We start from the raw sequence: 21,781 nt of genomic DNA, 5'->3' as shown, positions 1-21,781 counted from the left end.
TGTTAAATGCAGTGATGGGAACCAGTACCCATCTGCCACGCTTTAGAGAAGTCCCGGTCGGTGCAAGGGGTCAGCAGGTGCAGATGGCGAATACAGCCCGGAGCAGCAGGCTGAACGCTTAGGTTAGTAGGCTGTGCCGTGTGCGCACGTTACAGCGTTTGGGTGTACGCAGTCCTTTGTCTGCCGCACCCGCGAAGGCCCGCCGCCGTGAGGCACGGGCAAACAGAGGTGGTACCGCGAAATTTCGCCCTCTGCCAAATTCACATTTGGCAGGGGCTTTTATTTTTGCCCTTGCCGCAACAAACGGAGGTAAAACCCATGACGATTTACGACGAACTGAAAGCCCGCGGCCTGATTGCACAGGTCACGGACGAGGATGAGATCAAGGAACTGATCAACAACGGCAAGGCGACCTTCTACATCGGCTTTGACTGCACGGCCGACAGCCTGACCGCCGGTCATTTTATGGCCCTGACCCTTATGAAGCGCTTGCAGCAGGCCGGCAACCGCCCGATTGCCCTGATCGGCGGCGGCACAACGATGATCGGCGATCCCTCCGGCCGCACCGACATGCGCAAGATGCTGACCAAGGAGGACATCGACCACAACGCCGAGTGCTTCAAGCGTCAGATGGAGCGTTTCATCGAGTTCGGCGAAGGCAAGGCCATGATGCTGAACAACGCCGACTGGCTGCTAAACCTGAACTATATCGAGCTGCTGCGCGAGGTCGGTCCCTGCTTCAGCGTGAATAATATGCTGCGCGCCGAGTGCTACAAGCAGCGCATGGAGAAGGGCCTGTCCTTCCTCGAGTTCAACTACATGATCATGCAGAGCTACGACTTCTACCATCTGTTCCAGAATTACGGCTGCAACATGGAGTTCGGTGGCGACGACCAGTGGAGCAATATGCTGGGCGGCACCGAGCTGATCCGCCGCAAGCTGGGTAAGGATGCCTACGCCATGACCATCACGCTGCTGACCGACTCTCAGGGCAAGAAGATGGGCAAAACTGCGGGCAACGCCGTCTGGCTTGACCCCAACAAGACCAGCCCGTTCGAATTCTACCAGTACTGGCGCAATGTCGGCGATGCGGATGTGCTCAAGTGCATCCGTATGCTGACCTTCCTGCCGCTGGAGCAGATCGACGAGATGGACCACTGGGAGGGCGAGCAGCTGAACAAGGCCAAGGAGATTCTGGCCTACGAGCTGACGAAGATGGTCCACGGCGAGGAGGAGGCCGAGAAGGCGCAGTCTGCCGCCCGCGGCCTCTTCAGCGGTGCCGCCGATCATGAGCATATGCCCAGCACGGCGCTGGATGCAGCGCTTGTCAAGGACGGCGCTGTCGGCCTGCTGGCTGCCATGGTAGCTGCCGGTCTGTGCGGCTCCAACCGCGAGGCCCGCCAGTTGGTTCAGCAGGGCGGCGTCCTTGTTGACGGCGAGAAGGTCACCGACCCGAAGGCTGTTCTGACCGTTGACGCGCTGAGCAAGGGCGTCGTCATCAAGAAGGGCAAGAAGGTTTACCACAAGGTCACGCTGTAAAGCAAAGTTGCTTCACAGTCAATTTCATCACACACTATAAGCAAACAAGCCCCCTGTCCGCACGGCAAATGTTGTTGGACAGGGGGCTTTTGGTGTAGTATAATGGAACAAATCGGAAGTTGTGGAGGTAGAAAAACATGTATAGAATATATAGTGCACTTATCGAAATTGTTGCGGCAGCTGTTTTTATAATTCCTATTTGGTGCATATATAACAAGTTATGTTTTCATAGCTGGAAACGAACCATTATTTATATGGTATTGGGGTTTTATTTTACTGCAGTCTTAGCACTTGTAGGCTTTCCTAATATAGCATCTCTGAAAATTGATTTTGCAGTGAACATTATCCCGTTTTTGGATATGGTTTCAGATTTCACCAATGCTTGTTTGAATATACTTTTATTTGTTCCATTTGGTTTCTTTCTGCCGATATTGTGGGATAAATTTAGAAACATTAAAAACATTGCCTTAGTGGGATTTATAGCTACAAGTTTAATTGAAATATCACAGATTTTTACTTTTAGAACGAGTGATATAAACGATATTATTACAAATACTGTTGGTACTATAATTGGATATTTTATTGTACATAGGATAACTGATAATTTTACGAAGCGAATCTTTTCAAATTCAAAAATGGGTGACTTTTACATGATATGTGTATCTGTAGCACTTATTATGTTCTTCCTTCAACCGTTTATTTCATCATTGTTATGGGAAATGGTGCTGTAACTTTCAGTTTTTGAAACTGAGAAATCTGAATTTGTGGAGTGAAGCATATATGGCAAAACATGAGTTTGGAATTATGATGGATGCACCTCAACCGGGTAAAAGGTACGATGAGTATGAACCATGGAAATATGATTGCATTTCTGTTGATGATGACTATGTAGAAGGCATTGCAGAAAAGCTTGGTTTCATTGATTTCTATTGGCATACGCTTTCTATCAAAGAAAAGGGGCTTGCATACTGTGGTGTTTCACTTGTTCCGCCCAGTTCTCTAAAAGCGTTTATTGATGTCATTGATGATATTCCTAAACTATATGGACTAAAGGGACTGTTAGAAAAGGCATTAGGCCAAAACAAATGGGTTATTCATTATGGACTCTAATGGAGCGGCAAATTCCAGTTTGCCGAAATATATTTCTAACTTTCCCTATTTTACAGACATTCCAGCCCATTCATTAGTGAAACGATATGTATTTTCCCTTATTTTTGCCCTTATGAGATAATCGTAAGGGAAATAAGGGAAAGTTTTATTTAGTCGTTGCCTGCCACTTTATCAAGTAACTTTGCGGATTCCCGCTTGGCTTTTCTTGTGGAATGGGCGTAGACATTCATTGTGGTACTGACATCTGAGTGTCCTAACAGTTCCTGTACATCTTTCGGAGCTGCTCCATTTGCCAGAAGGTTGCTTGTGTAGGTGTGTCGCAACTGGTGAAAATGAAATCCTTCAAATCCATCCAGTTTCTGAGCAATCTTCCTGCAAACAATTCCTAACGTGCTTGGCAGTTCCAAACTTCCATTCGGTCTTAAGCAGACAAAGGATATTTCCTTATAATCTTCTGGAACATTCTCTGTTCCGTCCAAATGATAGAACTCATAGTAAACTCTGTTTTTGTCTTTTACTTCTCTGTAGTAGTTTTTGTGGTAAAGTTCTCCGTACTGCATTCGGTTTTTAAGCTGTTCCTTTTGGGCATTACGAAGAATCTCTGCCAGTGTATCTCCAAAATCAACAATCCTTACCTTTTTTCGTTTGGTTGGTCCGATGATATTCTTGTGCCTTGAACCATCATAGCGGATACTGCGTCTGATTGTAAGGCACTGTTCTTCAAGATTTACATCCTGCCATGCCAGACCACAGGCTTCACCGATACGAAGTCCTGCATAATAAGCTATCTGGATTGGAAGTATTGCCGGTGGATTGTAATCCTGTAGAAATTCAATCAGTCTTTCATAATCCTCTCGTGGAATTGGCTGTATATCGCCATCCATGTCATCATCAGAAAACAGGTCAACCTCATCCGTCTGGTATTTCAGCTTAATATACTGCATCGGATTGAAAGTGATATATTGCTTTGGTGATACTGCAAACCGGAATGACTGCTGTAATACTGCCGAGAAAGAACGAATGTAATCTTTGCTATAACCTTTTCTTTCTGAACCATCTGGATAAGTGCCACCAAAGGAAAGCAGATCGAAGAAGGCTTGTAAATGCTCAGATGTTACATTTTTCAACTTTCTCTCTGAAATTGGATGCTTCTTGATGTTGGTAATTGCACCGAGGTAATTCTGGACTGTCCCATTACTGAGAGTACCGGTCTTTAATTCTTCCTCTGCCCATATATCAAGTAATTCTCCAACTGTAATATTTTCCGACTTTGCAATGAATTTTTTGCTTTCGTAATCGTCCATTGCCTGACGGAGCAGTTTTTCCGTTTCACTTTTGCTTTCTGTTCCAGCGTATTCTTTCTGAACTAGATTGCCGCTTGCATCTTCTACATAGAAGCGGTAGTACCATTTCTTTCCTTTTTTTCTTACAGATCCTTTTGCCATAATCGTGTGTCTCCTTTCGATATCAGACAATCGGAACTGATGAAATGCTTCTTGCGTGTAAGTATATCATAACTCCGGTTGTCGTTCTATACCGAATCGGAATCTTCATACAAAACTTCTGATAAAAGATTTTCAAGCCTTTGTTCTGCCATTTCCGGTTTCTTGGAATAGAGCCTTACAATATCTGCCATGTCATTAAAGGCATTAACAGTATGGGTGATCTCCCGGAGAAACATAATCTCGTTATATTCATCATTCGATTCAAACCCCATTACCTTTGCAATATCCGATTCATTCGTGCTGCCCTTGTAATTCTTGCAGGCAAACTGGAATGATTCCAGAAACAGGTTATATTGCTTTAACATTAACAGCAGTAAATCTTTTGAAAAAGCATCTTCCTTTTTACTAAGGTCGAGAGGTAGCTGTTTGAGAATATCGCCCATTGCATCACGAATCTGTAATTCTTTCTTATCCGTAATATCGGTTTCGTATTCATCGGTTTCACCTCTGAGCCATTCAATAGATACATGAAGTGCTTCCGAAAGACCTTCCAGCACCATCTTTTTGGTATTGTCAATCGAACCATTCTCATAACGCAGGATTGTGGAAGCTGTAACTCCCATCTTCTCTGCAACATAAGGCTGTGTCAGATTTAATTCCAGACGACGCTGTTTTGCCCTGCTGCCTATCAGCTTGCGTAATTCTTTATCTTTCATGCTGATTGCCTCCTTTTTCGGTATGTATGAATTATAGCATGTACCTCACGTAATTGCAATATGCAATCTAATGATTAATTTTAAAATTTCATAACGCTTGACAACGCAATATAAAACCGCTATACTAACAGCACAACAAAAATTGCATAATGCAATTTAATAGGAGGTGACAAGATGACGGAAAGAAAGATTGCATTATCCATCGAGGAAGCAGCCGACTATACAGGAATTGGCAGAAATACTTTGAGAAAGCTGGTTGAATGGAAGAAGCTTCCGGTATTAAAAGTCGGAAGAAAAGTCCTTATTAAAACTGACATTCTGGAAAAGTTCATGGAAGCCAACGAGGGGCGAGATCTGAGGGATAAAGGAAATGTAAAAGCTGTCACAAGAAATGTGGCAACTTAAAAAGGCGGCTTCCTACGAAACCGCCAAAGGTTCTATCAGACCGAAGCCATGATATACCTACACGCAAGAGGATTATACCATGTGCTTCTCCTGATATGCAACCGGGAACTGTTGTTTATCGGAAAAAGAGAGGATGAAGACGATATGGCGAAATCAACAAAGACTTATGAAGAAAGAATACGTGCATTAGAGAAAAAGGAACAGGAAAGCATTGAAGCTACAAAAAAGCTCATAGCACAGCGGAAGGAACTGGAAAAGAGAAAGAAAGCGGAAGAAAGTAAAAAACGAACCCACAGGCTCTGTCAGATTGGAGGAGCGGTGGAATCGGTTCTTGGCTGTCCGATTGAGGAGGAAGATTTACCAAAGTTGATAGGATTCTTAAAAAGGCAGGAAACAAACGGGAAGTTTTTCTCAAAAGCGATGCAGAAAGAATTAGTTACAGACATGGAGGAAGTGTAATGGCGGAGGGAGTGGGTTTTCCATTCCCTTCATTGCCTTTGAATGAAGGGCGCACTTATGGACAACCAGAGGTCGTCCTTATAAGTTTGCCACAAGTGGCAACCGGTCTGCGCTTACGCTTGCCGGGCTCGTTCCGTCGGCGGGGCTTTCAGCCAGACCTGCTCATGCCGCAGGTGGCACTCTTGTGCAGAGGGCGTTCCGACAGCTTCACTCCTGCAAAACCAGAAGAAGATGCTGTCGGAAATCAATGCCGGATACGGCAGAAAGGGGGAATCGTATCATGGCGATATTTCACTTTACAGTAAAGATTGTCGGGCGCAGTAAAGGAAAATCTGTCATATCCGCATCGGCATATCTTAATGGAGATGTGATGAAGAATGAGGAAACAGGCAGAACCAGTTACTATACTTCCAAAAAGGAAGTCGTCTACACCAGTCTGATGATGTGCGAAAATGCACCTCCTGAATGGCTGCATGTACCGGAAGAAAATATAAAAAGGTTTCAACAGTCTATCCGTTATAAAAGAGCGGATGATAAAGATGCCGCACTGGAAAAGTTTAAAATCACATTTCAGAAACAGCGTCTATGGAATGAGGTATTGAAGATAGAAAAAAATGCAGATGCACAGCTTGGACGCTCATTTGAATTTTCCCTGCCGAAAGAATGGAGCAGACAGGAACAGATTGATTATACAACCGAATATATTCAAAAGACTTTCGTGGATAAGGGAATGTGTGTCGACTGGAGCATACACGATAAGGGCGATGGAAACCCACATGTGCATTTACTTGTAACCATGCGACCATTCAATCTGGATCATTCATGGGGCAGCAAAGAAGTCAAGGACTGGGATTTTGTCAGAGATACTGACGGAAATATCGTGGTTGATGAATCCCACCCGGACTGGTGGCAGGATAAGAAAAATCCTGACCGGCATGGAATCCGTATTCCGGTACTTGATGAAAACGGAGTACAGAAAGTCGGGGCAAGAAACAGAAAACAATGGAAACGTGTTCTGACCGATGCTACCGGCTGGAGTAATCCAAAGAATTGTGAGTTATGGCGAAGCGAATGGGCTAAGACGTGTAACCGACATTTATCCATAGACAATCATATTGACCACCGCTCTTATGAAAGACAGGGTAAATTAAAAGTTCCTACTATCCATGAGGGTGCAGATGCAAGAAAGATTGAGGAAAAATATCTCACCGGACAGATAAGGAAAGGTTCATGGAAGGTTGAGGAAAACCAGATGATTAAAAAACAAAATGCACTATTGCAAAAGGTAATTGAAACCTTTGGTAAGGTATCCGGTGCATTGTCGATGTGGAGGGAGTGGTTGAATGACATTAGAAGAAAGCAAAGAAGTAATTCCCATGATGGAAGCAATGATTACACAGATAGAGGAACAGCAGAATATCATGGCAGAGATGCTTCAGGAGATACAGGAAAAGGACGAGAAGCTGATGTGTTTTCAGGAGCAGGAAGAACGATTGCAGCAATTAGAGAGCGAATTATCAGAGCTGCTACAAATCTTACCGAATACAGAAGAACTGTTGATGCTTCTGGAAGAAAAGACAGACCAGATACAGAAACTCACAGACGAAAATCAGCAATGGCAGGAATTGGCACAGAAATTAAACAGCGAGAACCGGCTATTGCAGAAACAGAACAGCGAATTGTTGAACTTGAACAGCAATTAGAGAAAGGAAGGTCGATTGATGAACGAATTAAGAAACTCAAAGAGCGACGATCAACTGGAAGAGTTGCTTCTGCTGACAGAGCAGATGCAGGAAGAACTCGACCAGAAAGACAGGACTATCCGGGAACTGAAAATGCAGCTCGACGAATCGCTGACCTTGAACGAGAGGTTAAACAGCGAGAACAGAGCAGGGAACATTCAAGCCTTAAAGAACGACTTGAGGAAAACAAAAGAATTGTTGCAGAGCGAGAAAGAGAAAACGCACGCTGCCGAAATCATGACAGAGGAATGTCAAGATAAGCTAAGGCAGGCAGAACAGGAACGGGACTATGCACTCTCTCATCAAAAAAAAGTAGAGATACCGGTTGAAAAGCCGGTACTCTATCAAAAGTGTGGGAACTGTAACCTGACAGCTTATCTGAAAGCAAAGGAAAAGTATGATACGCAGAGAGAAAAACTGGCAGGCAGATATAAAACAAAAACAGCCATGTATGAAGCATTGATGTTTCTGCTGATATGGTATTCCGTATCAACTACTCTTTTTCAGATGATACGGTCAAAAATATTTATTTCTGATTGCGTGGTATTCTTTGATACAATCGCCACTTTTATACAGACCATTGCAGGGTGGATTATACTGACAGGAAAGAACATGGCACAGATTAGTAATGGAATATCCAATCCTGTCGTTGCCGGAATTGTATATTGGCTGATAAGAATACTGATCTGCGGTGGATGTTTGGTGGGTGCTGGAATACTTGTAGCATTTATAGAGATAAAGATTGCAGAGTTATATAAGAAGTGCTGTTGGGATATGATTACCATAATGGTAATACTTATAAGCATGGCAACAGCTATCTACTTTGGGAAGTGGATAAAGACAACATTGCCAATCAATCTGCTATTTCTCTTATTATTCGTGCAACTGGTATATGTTGGAATCAGGTGGTATGTAAAGGGATGGCGAGAAACAAGGGGATATCATTAAAACAAAAATACCGATATTTTATTGGTACTATATGTCTTTACTTTCGTGCTAATATATATTATCATATTAGCACGAAAGGAGAAAGCATATGACTCAGTTTGAAAAATTAGATTTGTTGTTGCGTGAATGTGGAGGGACAATTCAGACATTTCAAGTTCTAAATAATGGAATTAGTAAGTCTGTGTTTTATGCATATGTGAAGGAACGAGGATTAGAACAAGCTGCTCATGGTGTGTATGTATCGCCGGATACGTGGACAGATGCAATGTACCTTTTGCATTTACGTTGTGGTCAAGCTGTATTTTCTCATGAAACTGCATTGTTTTTTCATGATTTAACGGACAGAGAGCCTTTGAAATACACCATAACAGTAAGAACTGGATATAATCCAAGTCGTTTGCAGGAAGACGGTTTTCAAGTGTACACAGTAAAAAAGGATTTACATGAAATAGGAATCATAGCTATGCAGACATCATTCGGACATTCCGTTCCCGTTTATGACATGGAGAGAACAATTTGTGATCTGCTTCGTAGCAGAAAAAATGTTGAAATGCAGGTCTTTCAAGACGCATTGAAACAATATGCAAAACGTAAGGATAAAAACTTACGGATGCTTATGAAATACGCAGCTATGTTTCATGTTGAAAACATACTTAGACCATATTTGGAGGTGTTACTTTAGATGATAACAACGGCAAGACAATTAAAGGATTTAATTCGTAATATGTCAAAGAAAAAATCCGCAGATGCACAGATTTTGATGCGGAATTATATGATGGAACGTTTTTTAGAACGAATTTCTTTATCAGAGTATAAAAACCAGTTTATATTAAAAGGTGGAATGCTTGTGGCGGCAATGGTTGGTCTGGATGCCAGAGCTACTATGGATCTGGATGCTACCATAAAAGGCACTAATGTTAGTGTGGAGGATGTAGAAATGATTATATCCCAAATTATATCAATTCCACTGGACGATGGTGTTTCATTTCGGGTCAAACGGATATCGGAAATCATGGAAGAAGCAGATTATCCTGGTGTTCGTGTAAGCATGGAAACGAAATTTGATGGTGTAATCACACCATTAAAGATTGATATTTCTACAGGGGATGTAATTACACCAAGAGAAATCAAGTACAAATTTAATCTTATGCTTGAAGACCGCACTATTGAGGTATGGGCATATAATCTGGAAACGGTATTGGCTGAAAAATTGGAAACTGTTGTTAGTCGAAACGTTACAAATACACGAATGAGAGATTTTTATGATATTTATATTTTACAAAAGTTGTATGGAGAACAACTCCAAAAACAAGTTTTATGGACTGCACTTGTGGCTACAGCCAAAAAAAGGGGAACATTAGACCTGATAGAAGCTGAGGATATAAGAGAAATATTTGATGAAATTGAATCAAGTCCGGTTATGGAGACCTTATGGAAAACATATCAAAAAAATTATTCTTATGCTGCTGATATTTCATGGCATGCAATTGTGAAGTCAATCTGTGCATTATATGGAAGTATATTGGAGAATATGTATGACACATGGTCTTTATCGACGTGAGTTGTCAAAACAAACTCATACTTGCCGCCTAATACCGCCCCGGCAAGTTCCATGCCGATTTTGTGCGCTTCTTCCGGTGTGGTTTCTCCCACCGCAAAGGATTGTATCAAGTGCCGCCCTAAATGTGTGCCGCGATCTCCGGCAGCTTCCCGCGTCCATGCAAACTCAATATCGGCGGTTTCCAGCCCGCAGCCGAAAGAGGACGCAAGCAGCTTCCCGTCTGTCTTTTCGGGATTTAAGATATAGTCTATCGCAGCCTTTAAGGTTGATTTAATAGGGTGCGTCTTTGTAACCGCCATATCTCGTCCACCGCCTTTTTAATGTCCTCTATATCCTGCCTGTAAACCGTCCCCGTCGCATTGGCGCGTTTTGCAATTTGGTTGATGTTCCGGCTCACCGCTTGCAGTTCCCGGATATATGCTTTTGTGTCGCTTCGGTCAACGACAAGAATATACCCGTCTATCGCCATTTTACGGAAGTATGCCCCATACTGCTTTATGGGAAGCTGCTTCATCTTCTCGTCGATCAGCCGCTTTTCTTCTTCCGTAACGTAAAACTTCATCTGTATATTTCTCTTTCGGTTTTCCATTTCCGCACCGCCTTTCGGTATAAGGGTTTGGGATTATCCCAACAAGCATTTTCCGCAAACGGGTACTCGTTTGCTGTGCTTGCTATCTACTCCATACCCCCACCGAAAGGCGGTATTTGTTGCGCGTTCCTTTGATTTTGGACGCAAAAAAAGATTGCAGCCGCCATGCGCTGCAATCTCCCGATTTCTCATATTGTGAGGTTAATCCTCTGCTTTTTCGACTTCCGTTATCTCCCTTGCTGTTGCGGTTACAATCCGTATGCCTTTATCGCTCATACCGTCCAGCAGCGCGTCAAGCTGCCGCCGCCCGGTGGATTTCTCCGCATTGCTGTTCGGGAAGAAAAATTGATCTACCGAAATATGATACCGGGTTACAAGGTCATAGAATACCTGTAAACTCGGCTGTTGTCCCTTGTTCTCGATATTCGCAAGGTAGCGCGGGGAAATATATAACTCGTCGCTTACCTTTTTGCGGCTCTCGCCGTATTCATTTCTCGCGGCTTTTATAGCTGCCCCGAAAGCCTTAAAGTCGTACAATGGTACGGGTCTTTTTGCCATTTTCATTCACCCTGTTACATTTTACAGTTCACCTTTCTTTTTGGATATGTCCACACAATTCATATCATTAGGTTAAATACTTCCTGTTGTGTATTGACAGTAGACTGATTTTCTGATAAAATAAAATTCATGTAAAAGGAGGCGGCGTTTATGTTGCATAGCATGCGTATTAGATAAGCATTGAAAAAAAGGATTTTCCCATTTTCAACATGGGCTTTTTTGTCATGCTTATTTTGCGGATGCTATACAAAAAACTAACGACGTATAGATATAGTATAGACATAGTGCAAGCTATGCCTTAGTTTTGTTGTACTGCTCTGTGCATTATAAATGCAGGTCAATGCTCATGTTGAGGATTGACCTGCATTTTTTTGTGTAAAAAGGACGAGTGAAATATAATGCTTAAAAAATATTGGATAAAATGTCCGATTTGTAACGGAAAGACGAGAGTTCAAGTATTTCATAATACTGTATTAAAAGATTTTCCTCTTTTCTGCCCTAAATGCAAATTGACGCATATCATTGATGTAGAAAAATTAGAGATTGTAATCAAAAATACAGAAAAACAAACTTTTATTATTTAGAAGAAAGGATATAAAAATGAAACGTTTACCTAAATATACGCCTGCGGAAGTACGGAATGATCCATACGGATTTACTTACAAAGAAATGTCGGAAGTTATTGGCGAGAATGAAGCAAAAGCCTTATATGAAGAATTATATAAGCAATTACCACGCAAAAAAAATCTATCAATGTTGGTAAAAAATATTTGCAAAAGCAGTGATACTGAAAAGTATGTTTACGAACTGAAAGACAACAAATACATTGAAACGGTTTTTATCAAGCGGCGAGATGGTGGAACTGTTTGCGTGAGCACACAAGTCGGTTGTCCTGTTGGTTGTATTTTTTGTGAGTCCGGGCGAAATGGCTTTGTTCGTAATCTAACATCGTCAGAAATCGTACAACAGATTATATTGTTGCGTCGAAAAGTAAACCGTATCGTTTTTATGGGTATGGGAGAGCCTTTATTCAATTATGACAACTTGATAAAAGCAATCCATATTCTCCGAGATAGATATGGGCTCAACTTTCCAACCGACGGCATTACCATATCAACAGTTGGTCCGGTCGATCAATTAAAAAAATTGCGCGAGGAACATCTTAAAATTCAGTTGACAATATCTTTACACGCAGCAACACAATCTGCAAGAAATCGTATTATTCCTCACATGCGCATATATGCTATTGAAGATGTTGTTAAGCAAGCCTTATCCTATTCTGAAAGGCATAATCGCAAAATTGTCTTTGCGTATTTGCTTTTACCGGGTATAAATGACCGGCCCTCAGATGTAAGACAACTTGCAAAATGGTTTCGGGGCAAAAAAGTTATGATTAACGTGTTACAATACAACCCAACAAGCAATTCAAGAATTAAAGCACCACAGAAACGGGAAATAGTTGCATTCAAACATCAATTAGAGCAAGCAGGACTTGAAGTTACTATGAGAGTTTCTCATGGCAGAGAGATTAACGCGGCTTGTGGACAGTTAGCTAACACATATAATAAATTCAAAAAAAAATGATTAAAAGTGCCAGACGCATAGACGCAGAGCCGATAACGCATTAGGTCAAAAAACCTATGTGTTATCGGCTTTTTTATTTAATATTGCGCAAAAGCCGCTGTTCCCTATTATAGAATGGATTGCGGGTAGTGTATTAAAGTCGCCCTTTTTTAAGGATACGGCGGTATCGGGGAGGTATCGCCGTGTCCATTTTTATTTACTGTAACCCGCCTAATGCTTTGCGGTCAAAAAAAGCTATGCTCCGCAAGCGGGATATTCCGGCTATGAATGTGAACTGTCAATACATTTAGCTACTGCTTACATTTCCTTTGCGCCCGTCCGCGTCTTGCGGACGGGCGCATTTTGCTTTTTTCAACTTTTTTCTGAAAAGCGCACTCAAGAGCCATCTCCCGAACGGGTACGGAGCGAAAGGGGCAGAGAGGACAAGCCCTTAACTCCCGTCCTCTACTCCACGCGGGAAGGAGGTGAACTCTATGGAGCTATCTTCTTCCGACAAGGAAAGAATACAACATCAGTACGACGCATTAGCAAAGAAAACTTTGGTCGGCGAAGCGAAAAGCCACCGCCGCACTCTTGCGAAACGCGCAGCACGCGAAGTTACTTTTTCGGATTTGAGCGAAAGCGAACTCGCGCAGCTTTTCACAACGGACGAATACGAAAGCGATTATTTCCGTTTTCAAGTGTCCGGCTTTGATGTACTCGTCAAAAATGAACTGCTTGCCGAAGCCCTTAACGCTTTGCCCGAAAGGAAACGCGACATTATCCTTTTGTCCTACTTCTTGGATATGAGCGACGCGGAAATTGGCGAACTGCTGAATGTTGTACGCACGACGGTTTTCCGGCACAGGAAATCCGCGCTTGCGAAAATCAAACAGTATTTGGAGGGAAAAGCAGATGATGAATACCGTTAGGAAGTCTGAAAATCTGTTGCCGTTCCCTGTCATTTCCGCAGCGGCAAACGGCGACACAACCGCCATGTGCGCGATCTTGAAGCACTACGAGGGTTACATAGCGAAACTTTGTACCCGCACGCTGAAAGACGACGCGGGCAATACCTATTCCTATGTGGACGAGGAAATGCGTAACAGGCTGCAAGTGCGCCTTATTACCCGCACCCTTGCTTTTCATGTAGGATAATCTTTTAGCCCATGCGGGGAGCGTGTCCCCTTTCCACGCTTCCCGTTATGGGCTATTTGTCGTTCCGCAAAAGCATATCCGCTGTTGATGTGCTTTTGCAGGCCGACAAAGCCTATTGTTCTTTGACAAAGAAAGCGGCCTTTGGTGCGCAGCATAACAGGCAAACGGGTACATTCCGTCTGTACCGAGCCAGTCGGCGGGTACGCCATGACAGCTTTTCCCCATAGGGGAAAAGCCGAGCGAGAACTACCGCGCCGTAAAACAGGTTTAGCAGCTTGTGGGCGACGACATACAAGGCGGCACAATGATACTCCCGCGTTGAACACCCTCAAAGTATTGCGCGGCGCACCCATAAGCATGGGCCGGGGTGAAACTCCCGTGAGGTTGCAGCTAACAACCGCCCGTTTTTGCCTTTTGACGAATATAGTTTATCCATACAGGAAAAGGAGGTTTTTCTAATGGATAAAAAACAGACAATTACAACCGAACGCAAAATAGGGAAAATCACCTATCTTGTTCAAGCGTTGCCGAGTGAAAAGGCAACCGATACAATCCATAAAAAGATTGAGAAACTCATTGTAAAGGATTTGCAGAAAAAGCCCGGAAATCCGGGATTTTTAGCGTCCGAGTAGTGCATTAGGCGGCGGGATATGGTATAATGATAGCAACACATTATACCTGTTTATTCGGCTGTCGGAAAGGAGGACTAATGTTACAGTCGAATAAAATCACCGCCCTTTACTGCCGTTTAAGTCAAGAGGATATGCAAGCCGGAGAAAGCGGAAGCATACAGCACCAAAAAATGATACTTCAACGCTATGCGGACGAACACCATTTTTTGAACACAAAGTTTTTTGTGGACGACGGATTTTCCGGCGTGAGTTTTGAGCGCGAGGGGCTGCAAGCGATGTTGCAGGAAGTGGAAGCCGGACGAGTGGCGACGGTCATTACCAAAGACCTTTCCCGTCTTGGCAGAAACTATCTGAAAACGGGCGAACTCATAGAGATTGTATTTCCCGAAAACGGAGTACGCTATATCGCGATCAACGACGGAGTTGACACAGCGCGGGAGGATAACGAGTTTACCCCCTTGCGGAACTGGTTTAACGAGTTTTACGCCCGCGACACAAGCAAGAAAATCCGCGCAGTTAAACAGGCACAGGCGCAAAAAGGCGAGCGCGTCAACGGGGAATATCCATACGGCTATATCCCAGACCCGAACAACCGCCACCACCTTATACCCGACCCGGAAACCGCGCCGATTGTCAAACAGGTTTTCGCTATGTTTGTTAGCGGCGTGCGTATGTGCGAAATCCAAAAATGGCTTGCGGAAAACAAAGTCTTGACGATTGGAGCGTTGCGCTATCAGCGTACAGGACAGGCGCGGTATCAGCGGGCAATGATCGCCCCCTATACTTGGCCGGACAAAACGCTCTATGACATATTAGCAAGGCAGGAATATTTAGGGCATACCATAACCGCGAAAACTCACAAGGTATCCTACAAGTCGAAAAAGACCCGGAAGAACGAAGAAGAACAACGCTATTTCTTCCCAAACACCCATGAGCCGCTTGTTGACGAGGAAACCTTTGAACTTGCGCAAAAGCGGATTGCTACCCGCCACCGCCCGACAAAAGCAGCGGAGATTGATATTTTTTCCGGCTTGCTGTTTTGCGCTGGTTGCAGACATAAGATGTATTACCAACAGGGCGTAAATATCGAGCCGCGCAAGTTTTCCTATTCTTGCGGCGCATGGCGCAACAGGGCAAGGACAGGCAGCGAGTGTACCTCTCATTATATCCGCAAAAACGTACTTCTTGATTTAGTGCTGGAAGATATGCGGCGGGTTTTGCGGTATGTTAAGGAACACGAACAGGACTTTATCTGTAAAGCTACCGAGTACGGCGACATGGAAGCGAGAAAGGCATTAGCGCAGCAGCAAAAGGAACTTTTCAAAGCACAGGCGCGTATGACCGAACTTGACACGCTTTTCCGCAAGCTGTATGAGGACAACGCATTAGGCAGACTGACAGATGAACGGTTTGTGTTTCTAACTTCCGGCTATGAGGACGAAAAGAAATCCCTTGCCGCAAGGATAGACGAGTTACAACAGCAGATCGCAACCGTTACCGAGCGAAAAAGGGATATATCAAGGTTTATTCAGATTGTCGGGAAATACAGCGACATACAGGAATTGACCTATGAAAACGTCCATGAGTTTATCGACCGTATTTTGATACATGAATTAGACCGGGAAACCAACACCCGGAAAATCGAAATCCATTATAGCTTTGTCGGACAGGTTGATACCGAGCAGGAGCCGACGCAAGTTGTCAACCATGACCGCCGCAACATGGTAGATGTAAAAAGTATCGCTATCTAACCCCAGCAAATATACGTCCAGGGCATTTCATCATAAACTGGAACAAGCTGGAATGACTCAAAGTATGTCACGTGTTGCTCATTGTACAGACAATGGTCCAATGGAAGGGTTCTGGGGAATTTTAAAACGAGAAATGTATTACAAGAAGAAATTTCATAGTAGAGAAGAATTAGTCTCCGCGATTGTTGAATATATAGATTATTACAGAAATGACAGACCTCAACGAGGTCTCGGTATTCTAACGCCAATGGAATACCATGACATGCTTATGGCAGCATAAAAATGCTACCCAGCATGATCTGGGTAGCAAAAAACCTATATTTTTTTAATTGTCTACTTGACGGGGCGCACACCACACATTTTCACGCGCCTATGAAACGGCGGCTTTGATTTTCAGAGCCGCCGTTTCTTTGCATTTGCACAAACCTATGATGAATTTTCCGGAAATATTGTGGTTAATAGCGATTTAAACTGTTGTATTTGTTTAAAAATTAAAAAATATCTAATGAGTCTTCCGCATCTACCCACATCTGCAAATTTCCATCAAGATATAATTTGGCATATTCAAGAGGTTCATCAATGGCGAGTGCGTTTAATGCACAGTCTGATCCTGGTGTGGTTTTTAAGTTCTTTTCAGCTTCCCAACAGTCAATGCGGAGCATATAGCCAACAGAGGTGTAAACATCAATACTGTTGCGCTTGGGATTGTATTCTGCAAATATTGTTCTCATCGTATCAAATCTCCTTATCGTTAAATCAATCATTTGTTGCAAAAATCAGAAGCATTTCAATCAGTTCACAATGTCACTTTTATTTTGTGTTATACTGTTTTATATAATTTTCTTGCCCTTGTTTTTGCCCTTATCAGAGTTCGTAAACACTGGTGGGACGATATAACGCAAGGGAAACAATAAGGGAAAGCTCACCTGCGATAAACTTTGTGTTTTCAAGGGATTGAGAGATATTTGATAATAAAATATAACAGTTATTAAATCCCTTGGAATATATGAAATCTCAATTCCAGTTTGTATGATTGGGCATCGAGAATGCCTCCCTCTATACATTTCGGGATATAAACAGTAAAAGGTGCAGCACTTCAAACGGGCTGCACCTCTTTGTATGCTTATTTTCTCAGCACTGCCGCATCAAACGGACGTAAAACTCCACGGCACGACCAACGGTCTCGACGCGGATGCGTTCGTTGTTGCCATGCAGGGTGCCGCGCTCCTCGGCGGTCAGATCCATAGCCGAGAAACGGTACACATGGTCGCTGATACGGCCATAGTGGCGGCTGTCGGAGCACTGCACCATCAAATAGGGCGAGACAAGACAGCCCTTCCAGGTGCCTGCCACAGCGCTGGCGACCTTGTCCCAGGCAGGGCAGTTCGTCTCGCTGATACGGCTCGGGTTCATGCCTTCCAGCTTCGTGATCTCGACGGCGGGGTCGTTGATGGTCTCTTTCAGGTAGGCAAGAGCACTGTCCATCGTGTCCTCGGGGTTCAGGCGCAGGTTGCTGATAAAGGCTGCCTCGGGCGGGATGACGTTGCGGCCCGCACTGCCCTTGGCCTGGGTAAAGGCCACCGTCGTGCGCATCAGGGCGTTCAGCTCGCCGCCGCTCTTACGGCAGATGGAATCCAGCACGCCGCCGAACAGCCAGAGGTTGGCAAAGATCATGCGATAGGTAACGTTGGAGTAACGGCCCAGCGTATCGAACATTTCGGCCACTGGCTTTGTGACGTGCGCCTTGAAGGGGTGGTTCTCGATCTTGGTGCAGGCTTCGCTCAGGGCCACAAGCGGGCTGTGGGGTTTGGGCGCGCTGGCGTGGCCGCCGCCGGACTTGACCTTGTACTCCACGTTCAGCATACCTTTTTCCGCAATGCCAATCAGTCCGCAGGGTTGCTTGACGCCGGGGAACACATCCTCGACGACCGCGCCGCCCTCATCCACAACCAGCGCCGGGGTAATGTGGTTGGCTTCAAACCAATCTACAATGTGTACCGCGCCCAGGCCGTTGACTTCCTCGCCGCCGCTGAATGCAAAGTAGATATCCTGCGCGGGGGTGTAGCCCTCGCCAATCAGTTTGTCAGCAGCGGTCAGCACGCCGTTAAAAGTAACTTTCGTGTCCAGCGCACCGCGGCCCCAGAGCACGCCATCTTCCAGCACGCCCTCAAACGGCGGCTTCTTCCAGCCTGCCTCGTCAACGTCGACGACGTCATAGTGAGCCATCAATACGGTCGGCTCGGTGTGCTCCTTGCCGGACCAGGTGAACAGCAGGCCACGGTCCTCAAGGCGCTCAAACTTGCAGGTCTTGAAAACGTTGGGATAGAGCGTCGGCAGGGTATTGATGAGCTTTTCAAACTCGGCATCGTCTTCCAGCGCGTGGTTCGTGTTGGAGACGGTACGGCAGCGGATGAGGGTGCGCAGATTTTCCACGGCCTTGTCACGGTCGATGGTTTCCTCGCCCTCGGGCACAGCGGGGGCAGCGCCCGGCGTAAAGCGGGCCGTGCGCACCAGTACCACGGCGGCCAGCATGACGACAACCGCCAGAATCAACCATAAAACGATCATTTTGTATTCCTCCTTATGGGCTTAGACAAGGCCCTTTTTGTACAGGATACGCGCCACTACCAAGCTGAAAATGACACCGACCGGCACCATGATACCTACCGTGGACGCATTGAGCGCGGGTACAAAGATGAACAGCACCAGCATCAGCAGCAGTGGGGCCAGCGCCAGGCGGAAGTTTTTGGAGACAAACACCACCGCCAGACCGCCGAACAGTGCGGGTAAAATCTGCGAGAACGCCGGGGCTAGGATGGGGGAGGAGAGCAGCGGTGTCAGCGGGATGATGAGCACCACGCCCACTAAAATAATCAGCGTCGTCACGATGCTTGACACGGCAATGGCGATGGTAGAAATGACCTCACCTTCCTCACTGTTGGACTTGACGCCCGCCCGCTCCATGGCGTCAAGGGCGCAGGGGAGTTTCAGGTTGGAGATGTTACCGGTGACGAAGGACAGGTAGCTGCCGCCCGCGCCGAGCATCGGCACATAGGTAAAAATTTCCACAATGCCGACGGCCCAGTACATAGGCCCGATGGCGATAAAGCCCTTAATGAACGCGGGCCAGTTGACCTGTGCGTGGAAGATAAGCGACACTGCGATCGGGTATGCCACAATCAGCACCAAAAGCGTCAGGCCCCAAATGCGGCCCCAGCGGTGCACACTGTCGACATAGGTTTCTTTCTGTTCCAGAACTGTCTTTTCCATGAGTACCGCTCCTTTCAGCTCAGCCAGTTTGTCAGCGGGATGGACACTGCCATGCCGCACAGCATACTGATGGGCAGCGCATAGTCCTGTATCCAGCGCTTTTTCGTGCGCATGGCCGCCACGCCGCAAATAACCATCACGACCGCCGACGTCAGCATGACGAGCACCGGGATAAGACCCGAGAAATCGCCGTGGGTCACATTCATCACGTCGCTGAACACATAGCCGAGGAAGGCGCTGATCATACCAAGGAACATGGCATTATTAAAGATATCTGCCCAGCGGTGATCCTTTGCGCCCAGTTTCATCATACCACCCTGGATACGCTTGGTCAGCAGCGGCACCAAGACCAGGCCGACCATGATGCCCACCGTCATAACGGCGGCCACCGTGACATAGTCCGACGCCGTAGGGATGGGGGTATTGGTGTCCAGCCCCAGCTCCGTCAGTGAGGTCCCCGCCGCGACGGTCTCATAGGTCAGGGATCCTACGACCGATAGGCGCAGCCACGGCAGGGCGATACCCAGGCTCTTGCTCAGGGAGATAACGCCCACCAGAATGGCCACTGCTGGTGCTACCGTAAAGACGGCCGCCGCCGAAATGGTCTTGCGTATGGTTTCCTGCGGCAGACCGATTTCCCTTGCGCGGTTGACCGCACGCCACAGAAAGAACGCCGACTGTGCCAGCACGAACGCCACAATGATGCCGACCAGCACAAACAGGATCGGCGCGTTCACGTTGAAGTCCATAACACCACACCTTTTCTTTTGCTTTATAGCTTTAAAGCGTTTTTTTAACTTTAACACATTGTTCAAAAAATAGCAAGAGAAAAAGTACATTTTACAGCTACAAATGTTTTTGTTCAGTGGATACTTGCCCCCGCGCCCATTTTGGGCTATAATAGGTAAAGTATAGTTCAGGGAGGCGTCCATGCCCAAAGATAAACTCAAAACCATCTATGTCTGCACCCAATGCGGCGAGACCAGCCCTCGCTGGCTGGGACGCTGCCCCTCCTGCGGGGCGTGGAACACTATGACCGAGGATGTGGTGGCAGAACCCGCCAAGGCATCCGGCGGCAAGGCCGCTGCCACGCCGCGCGTGACCGGGCAGACAAGCCTGGTGGCACAGAAATTAAAAAACATCAGCACGACCGAGGAAAAAAGCCGCATCGTCACCGGCATCAGCGAGCTGGATCGCGTTCTGGGCGGTGGCATCGTCATCGGCAGTGTGACGCTCATCGGCGGCGAGCCGGGCATCGGCAAGTCAACGATTCTTCTGCAGCTCTGCGGCGAGGTCAGCAAGACCCGCAATGTGCTCTATGTCACCGGCGAGGAATCGGTGCGGCAGATCAAACTGCGTGCTGTGCGCCTGAATGTGCCCGAGGATAATATCTCGCTGGTCGCCGAGAGCGACGTGGACGAGATATGCGGCCTGATCGAATCGATGAAGCCCGACTTGGTCGTCATCGACTCCATCCAGACGATGCGCTGCACCGATATTTCGTCGTCGTCCGGCACGGTCAGCCAGGTGAAGGAGAGTTCCGCCCGCTTTTTAAGTGTAGCGAAAACGCTGGAAATCCCCACCTTCATCGTCGGCCATGTCAACAAGGACGGTGCGATTGCAGGCCCCAAAGTCATGGAGCACATCGTTGATACGGTGCTTTACTTTGAGGGTGACAAGACCCTGCCATACCGCGTGCTGCGGGCCGTCAAGAACCGTTACGGCTCCACGAACGAAATCGGTATGTTCGATATGACCGGCCGAGGGCTGGCGCAAATCGAGAATCCCTCCCAGGTCATGCTGGAAGGGCGGCCCTTGGGCATCAGCGGCACCTGCGTGGCCTGCGTGATGGAGGGCACCCGCCCGGTGCTGAGCGAGATACAGGCCCTTGCCACCAAGACGAGTTTTCCCAGCCCGCGGCGCACCGCCAGCGGTTTTGACTATAACCGTATGTACCTGCTGCTAGCCGTGCTGGAAAAGCGCGCCGGGTATGCCTTTTATAACCAAGACGTCTATGTCAACATCATCGGCGGCCTGAAATTGGACGAGACCGCCTGTGACCTGCCGGTCTGCATTGCGCTGGCGTCCAGTCTGCTGGACCTGCCGGTGGGGGAAAAGACCCTTGCTATCGGTGAGGTCGGCCTTGGCGGCGAGGTGCGCAGCGTGACCCACCTGGAAACGCGGCTGCGCGAGGCGCAGCGCGTCGGTTTTGACACAGCCATTGTGCCGAAGCACAACCTGAAAATGATTGACCCTTCGCAATTTCCCGGCTTGAAGCTGGTGGGTGTGTCCTACCTGCGGGAAGCCATCAACGCAATAAAATTAAAGTGAGGAA

26 protein-coding genes and 1 pseudogene are annotated in these 21,781 nt (G+C 46.3%); 18 read left to right on the top strand and 9 right to left on the bottom strand.

Translation table 11 applies throughout. The features are described from left to right. Positions 1–318 precede the first annotated feature (318 nt). From tyrS to GPK89_RS05815, 3 genes are all read left to right on the top strand, one after another. The gene (tyrS, locus tag GPK89_RS05825) at positions 319–1,539 is read left to right on the top strand and encodes a tyrosine--tRNA ligase (RefSeq protein WP_215691974.1); all 1,221 of its coding nucleotides are present in this window, start codon (positions 319–321) and stop codon (positions 1,537–1,539) included. Positions 1,540–1,676: 137 nt separating this feature from the next. After that, positions 1,677–2,270, top strand: a complete 594-nt coding sequence (locus GPK89_RS05820) for a VanZ family protein (RefSeq protein WP_215691973.1) — start codon at positions 1,677–1,679, stop codon at positions 2,268–2,270. Between the two features lie 49 nt (positions 2,271–2,319). After that, entirely contained in the window at positions 2,320–2,649 is a 330-nt protein-coding gene (locus GPK89_RS05815) for a hypothetical protein (RefSeq protein ID WP_178875831.1), read from the top strand. A 149-nt stretch (positions 2,650–2,798) separates the two neighbouring features. Here GPK89_RS05815 and GPK89_RS05810 read toward each other — a convergent pair whose 3' ends face one another. Then, positions 2,799–4,094: a tyrosine-type recombinase/integrase gene (locus GPK89_RS05810; RefSeq protein WP_118266101.1), complete on the bottom strand. Its 1,296-nt coding sequence runs from the start codon at positions 4,092–4,094 to the stop codon at positions 2,799–2,801. An 86-nt stretch (positions 4,095–4,180) separates the two neighbouring features. Continuing rightward, positions 4,181–4,810 carry a helix-turn-helix domain-containing protein gene (locus tag GPK89_RS05805; RefSeq protein ID WP_015520978.1) on the bottom strand — a complete coding sequence of 210 codons (630 nt, stop codon included), beginning with the start codon at positions 4,808–4,810 and terminating at the stop codon, positions 4,181–4,183. Positions 4,811–4,984: 174 nt separating this feature from the next. On the opposite strand from GPK89_RS05805, the gene GPK89_RS05800 reads away from it, so the two are divergent. The 7 genes from GPK89_RS05800 to GPK89_RS05770 all read left to right on the top strand — a co-directional run bounded on the left by GPK89_RS05800 (position 4,985) and on the right by GPK89_RS05770 (position 9,925). Continuing rightward, on the top strand, positions 4,985–5,215 hold the full coding sequence (locus GPK89_RS05800; protein WP_003505382.1) for a helix-turn-helix domain-containing protein: 231 nt from the start codon (positions 4,985–4,987) through the stop codon (positions 5,213–5,215). A 144-nt stretch (positions 5,216–5,359) separates the two neighbouring features. Beyond that, positions 5,360–5,674 carry a hypothetical protein gene (locus GPK89_RS05795; RefSeq protein WP_041254741.1) on the top strand — a complete coding sequence of 105 codons (315 nt, stop codon included), beginning with the start codon at positions 5,360–5,362 and terminating at the stop codon, positions 5,672–5,674. Beyond that, positions 5,674–5,979: a hypothetical protein gene (locus GPK89_RS05790; protein ID WP_215691972.1), complete on the top strand. Its 306-nt coding sequence runs from the start codon at positions 5,674–5,676 to the stop codon at positions 5,977–5,979. Before GPK89_RS05795 ends, GPK89_RS05790 begins: the two co-directional genes overlap by 1 nt. Further along, positions 5,955–7,676 (top strand): MobA/MobL family protein, encoded by a 1,722-nt coding sequence (locus GPK89_RS05785; RefSeq protein ID WP_215691971.1) that lies wholly within the window; start codon positions 5,955–5,957, stop codon positions 7,674–7,676. The genes GPK89_RS05790 and GPK89_RS05785 overlap by 25 nt, the downstream gene beginning before the upstream one ends. Then, complete coding sequence (locus tag GPK89_RS05780; protein WP_003505369.1) at positions 7,654–8,364, top strand: DUF6040 family protein; 711 nt, start codon at positions 7,654–7,656, stop codon at positions 8,362–8,364. Before GPK89_RS05785 ends, GPK89_RS05780 begins: the two co-directional genes overlap by 23 nt. Before the next feature lie 88 nt (positions 8,365–8,452). Next, positions 8,453–9,046 carry a type IV toxin-antitoxin system AbiEi family antitoxin domain-containing protein gene (locus GPK89_RS05775; protein ID WP_003505367.1) on the top strand — a complete coding sequence of 198 codons (594 nt, stop codon included), beginning with the start codon at positions 8,453–8,455 and terminating at the stop codon, positions 9,044–9,046. After that, complete coding sequence (locus GPK89_RS05770) at positions 9,047–9,925, top strand: nucleotidyl transferase AbiEii/AbiGii toxin family protein (protein ID WP_055167140.1); 879 nt, start codon at positions 9,047–9,049, stop codon at positions 9,923–9,925. Here the strand turns inward: GPK89_RS05770 and GPK89_RS05765 are convergent. From GPK89_RS05765 to GPK89_RS05755, 3 genes and pseudogenes are all read right to left on the bottom strand, one after another. Next, positions 9,868–10,224, bottom strand: a pseudogene (locus GPK89_RS05765) (relaxase/mobilization nuclease domain-containing protein); the annotation flags it as partial. The gene GPK89_RS05770 and the pseudogene GPK89_RS05765 sit on opposite strands and share 58 nt — an antisense overlap. Further along, on the bottom strand, positions 10,185–10,514 hold the full coding sequence (locus GPK89_RS05760; RefSeq protein WP_002584958.1) for a plasmid mobilization protein: 330 nt from the start codon (positions 10,512–10,514) through the stop codon (positions 10,185–10,187). The pseudogene GPK89_RS05765 and the gene GPK89_RS05760, both read right to left, overlap by 40 nt. 201 nt (positions 10,515–10,715) lie before the next feature. Next, entirely contained in the window at positions 10,716–11,072 is a 357-nt protein-coding gene (locus tag GPK89_RS05755; protein WP_002584957.1) for a helix-turn-helix transcriptional regulator, read from the bottom strand. Positions 11,073–11,470: 398 nt separating this feature from the next. Between GPK89_RS05755 and GPK89_RS05750 the strand changes: the two genes are divergently transcribed. From GPK89_RS05750 to GPK89_RS16740, 7 genes are all read left to right on the top strand, one after another. Further along, a complete protein-coding gene (locus tag GPK89_RS05750; protein ID WP_003431289.1) occupies positions 11,471–11,656 on the top strand; it encodes a cysteine-rich KTR domain-containing protein in 186 nt (61 codons plus the stop codon). A gap of 16 nt (positions 11,657–11,672) precedes the next feature. Beyond that, positions 11,673–12,656 (top strand): 23S rRNA (adenine(2503)-C(2))-methyltransferase RlmN, encoded by a 984-nt coding sequence (gene rlmN / locus GPK89_RS05745; protein WP_002584956.1) that lies wholly within the window; start codon positions 11,673–11,675, stop codon positions 12,654–12,656. Positions 12,657–13,129: 473 nt separating this feature from the next. Then, positions 13,130–13,567: a sigma-70 family RNA polymerase sigma factor gene (locus tag GPK89_RS05740; RefSeq protein WP_002604474.1), complete on the top strand. Its 438-nt coding sequence runs from the start codon at positions 13,130–13,132 to the stop codon at positions 13,565–13,567. After that, positions 13,551–13,793: a helix-turn-helix domain-containing protein gene (locus tag GPK89_RS05735; RefSeq protein ID WP_002604473.1), complete on the top strand. Its 243-nt coding sequence runs from the start codon at positions 13,551–13,553 to the stop codon at positions 13,791–13,793. The genes GPK89_RS05740 and GPK89_RS05735 overlap by 17 nt, the downstream gene beginning before the upstream one ends. A 458-nt stretch (positions 13,794–14,251) precedes the next feature. Continuing rightward, positions 14,252–14,425: a transposon-encoded TnpW family protein gene (locus GPK89_RS05730; protein ID WP_002604472.1), complete on the top strand. Its 174-nt coding sequence runs from the start codon at positions 14,252–14,254 to the stop codon at positions 14,423–14,425. 77 nt (positions 14,426–14,502) lie between these two features. Continuing rightward, a complete protein-coding gene (locus GPK89_RS05725; protein WP_002604471.1) occupies positions 14,503–16,176 on the top strand; it encodes a recombinase family protein in 1,674 nt (557 codons plus the stop codon). Between the two features lie 52 nt (positions 16,177–16,228). Further along, positions 16,229–16,456: an IS3 family transposase gene (locus GPK89_RS16740; RefSeq protein ID WP_055167138.1), complete on the top strand. Its 228-nt coding sequence runs from the start codon at positions 16,229–16,231 to the stop codon at positions 16,454–16,456. Between the two features lie 211 nt (positions 16,457–16,667). Here GPK89_RS16740 and GPK89_RS05715 read toward each other — a convergent pair whose 3' ends face one another. The 4 genes from GPK89_RS05715 to GPK89_RS05700 all read right to left on the bottom strand — a co-directional run bounded on the left by GPK89_RS05715 (position 16,668) and on the right by GPK89_RS05700 (position 20,195). Further along, the gene (locus GPK89_RS05715; protein WP_005345990.1) at positions 16,668–16,940 is read right to left on the bottom strand and encodes a DUF6061 family protein; all 273 of its coding nucleotides are present in this window, start codon (positions 16,938–16,940) and stop codon (positions 16,668–16,670) included. 367 nt (positions 16,941–17,307) lie between these two features. Then, the gene (locus GPK89_RS05710; protein ID WP_215691970.1) at positions 17,308–18,744 is read right to left on the bottom strand and encodes a M20/M25/M40 family metallo-hydrolase; all 1,437 of its coding nucleotides are present in this window, start codon (positions 18,742–18,744) and stop codon (positions 17,308–17,310) included. Positions 18,745–18,765: 21 nt separating this feature from the next. After that, a complete protein-coding gene (locus GPK89_RS05705) occupies positions 18,766–19,446 on the bottom strand; it encodes a hypothetical protein (protein WP_215691969.1) in 681 nt (226 codons plus the stop codon). A gap of 14 nt (positions 19,447–19,460) precedes the next feature. Continuing rightward, entirely contained in the window at positions 19,461–20,195 is a 735-nt protein-coding gene (locus GPK89_RS05700; protein WP_215691968.1) for a DUF5058 family protein, read from the bottom strand. Between the two features lie 181 nt (positions 20,196–20,376). Between GPK89_RS05700 and radA the strand changes: the two genes are divergently transcribed. Next, positions 20,377–21,777: a DNA repair protein RadA gene (gene radA, locus GPK89_RS05695; protein WP_215691967.1), complete on the top strand. Its 1,401-nt coding sequence runs from the start codon at positions 20,377–20,379 to the stop codon at positions 21,775–21,777. The last annotated feature ends 4 nt before the right edge of the window (positions 21,778–21,781 follow it).

Source organism: Gemmiger formicilis, from assembly GCF_018784445.1.
GTDB lineage: Bacteria > Bacillota > Clostridia > Oscillospirales > Ruminococcaceae > Gemmiger.
This window is presented reverse-complemented; position numbering and strand designations above follow the sequence as displayed.

What these genes read in the sequence shown, in the direction of transcription:
- tyrS (WP_215691974.1), top strand. Translation starts at nt 319, where the DNA reads ATGACGATTTACGACGAACTGAAAGCCCGCGGCCTGATTGCACAGGTC.
- GPK89_RS05820 (WP_215691973.1), top strand. Translation starts at nt 1,677, where the DNA reads ATGTATAGAATATATAGTGCACTTATCGAAATTGTTGCGGCAGCTGTT.
- GPK89_RS05815 (WP_178875831.1), top strand. Translation starts at nt 2,320, where the DNA reads ATGGCAAAACATGAGTTTGGAATTATGATGGATGCACCTCAACCGGGT.
- GPK89_RS05810 (WP_118266101.1), bottom strand. Translation starts at nt 4,094, where the DNA reads ATGGCAAAAGGATCTGTAAGAAAAAAAGGAAAGAAATGGTACTACCGC.
- GPK89_RS05805 (WP_015520978.1), bottom strand. Translation starts at nt 4,810, where the DNA reads ATGAAAGATAAAGAATTACGCAAGCTGATAGGCAGCAGGGCAAAACAG.
- GPK89_RS05800 (WP_003505382.1), top strand. Translation starts at nt 4,985, where the DNA reads ATGACGGAAAGAAAGATTGCATTATCCATCGAGGAAGCAGCCGACTAT.
- GPK89_RS05795 (WP_041254741.1), top strand. Translation starts at nt 5,360, where the DNA reads ATGGCGAAATCAACAAAGACTTATGAAGAAAGAATACGTGCATTAGAG.
- GPK89_RS05790 (WP_215691972.1), top strand. Translation starts at nt 5,674, where the DNA reads ATGGCGGAGGGAGTGGGTTTTCCATTCCCTTCATTGCCTTTGAATGAA.
- GPK89_RS05785 (WP_215691971.1), top strand. Translation starts at nt 5,955, where the DNA reads ATGGCGATATTTCACTTTACAGTAAAGATTGTCGGGCGCAGTAAAGGA.
- GPK89_RS05780 (WP_003505369.1), top strand. Translation starts at nt 7,654, where the DNA reads ATGACAGAGGAATGTCAAGATAAGCTAAGGCAGGCAGAACAGGAACGG.
- GPK89_RS05775 (WP_003505367.1), top strand. Translation starts at nt 8,453, where the DNA reads ATGACTCAGTTTGAAAAATTAGATTTGTTGTTGCGTGAATGTGGAGGG.
- GPK89_RS05770 (WP_055167140.1), top strand. Translation starts at nt 9,047, where the DNA reads ATGATAACAACGGCAAGACAATTAAAGGATTTAATTCGTAATATGTCA.
- GPK89_RS05760 (WP_002584958.1), bottom strand. Translation starts at nt 10,514, where the DNA reads ATGGAAAACCGAAAGAGAAATATACAGATGAAGTTTTACGTTACGGAA.
- GPK89_RS05755 (WP_002584957.1), bottom strand. Translation starts at nt 11,072, where the DNA reads ATGGCAAAAAGACCCGTACCATTGTACGACTTTAAGGCTTTCGGGGCA.
- GPK89_RS05750 (WP_003431289.1), top strand. Translation starts at nt 11,471, where the DNA reads ATGCTTAAAAAATATTGGATAAAATGTCCGATTTGTAACGGAAAGACG.
- rlmN (WP_002584956.1), top strand. Translation starts at nt 11,673, where the DNA reads ATGAAACGTTTACCTAAATATACGCCTGCGGAAGTACGGAATGATCCA.
- GPK89_RS05740 (WP_002604474.1), top strand. Translation starts at nt 13,130, where the DNA reads ATGGAGCTATCTTCTTCCGACAAGGAAAGAATACAACATCAGTACGAC.
- GPK89_RS05735 (WP_002604473.1), top strand. Translation starts at nt 13,551, where the DNA reads ATGATGAATACCGTTAGGAAGTCTGAAAATCTGTTGCCGTTCCCTGTC.
- GPK89_RS05730 (WP_002604472.1), top strand. Translation starts at nt 14,252, where the DNA reads ATGGATAAAAAACAGACAATTACAACCGAACGCAAAATAGGGAAAATC.
- GPK89_RS05725 (WP_002604471.1), top strand. Translation starts at nt 14,503, where the DNA reads ATGTTACAGTCGAATAAAATCACCGCCCTTTACTGCCGTTTAAGTCAA.
- GPK89_RS16740 (WP_055167138.1), top strand. Translation starts at nt 16,229, where the DNA reads ATGACTCAAAGTATGTCACGTGTTGCTCATTGTACAGACAATGGTCCA.
- GPK89_RS05715 (WP_005345990.1), bottom strand. Translation starts at nt 16,940, where the DNA reads ATGATTGATTTAACGATAAGGAGATTTGATACGATGAGAACAATATTT.
- GPK89_RS05710 (WP_215691970.1), bottom strand. Translation starts at nt 18,744, where the DNA reads ATGATCGTTTTATGGTTGATTCTGGCGGTTGTCGTCATGCTGGCCGCC.
- GPK89_RS05705 (WP_215691969.1), bottom strand. Translation starts at nt 19,446, where the DNA reads ATGGAAAAGACAGTTCTGGAACAGAAAGAAACCTATGTCGACAGTGTG.
- GPK89_RS05700 (WP_215691968.1), bottom strand. Translation starts at nt 20,195, where the DNA reads ATGGACTTCAACGTGAACGCGCCGATCCTGTTTGTGCTGGTCGGCATC.
- radA (WP_215691967.1), top strand. Translation starts at nt 20,377, where the DNA reads ATGCCCAAAGATAAACTCAAAACCATCTATGTCTGCACCCAATGCGGC.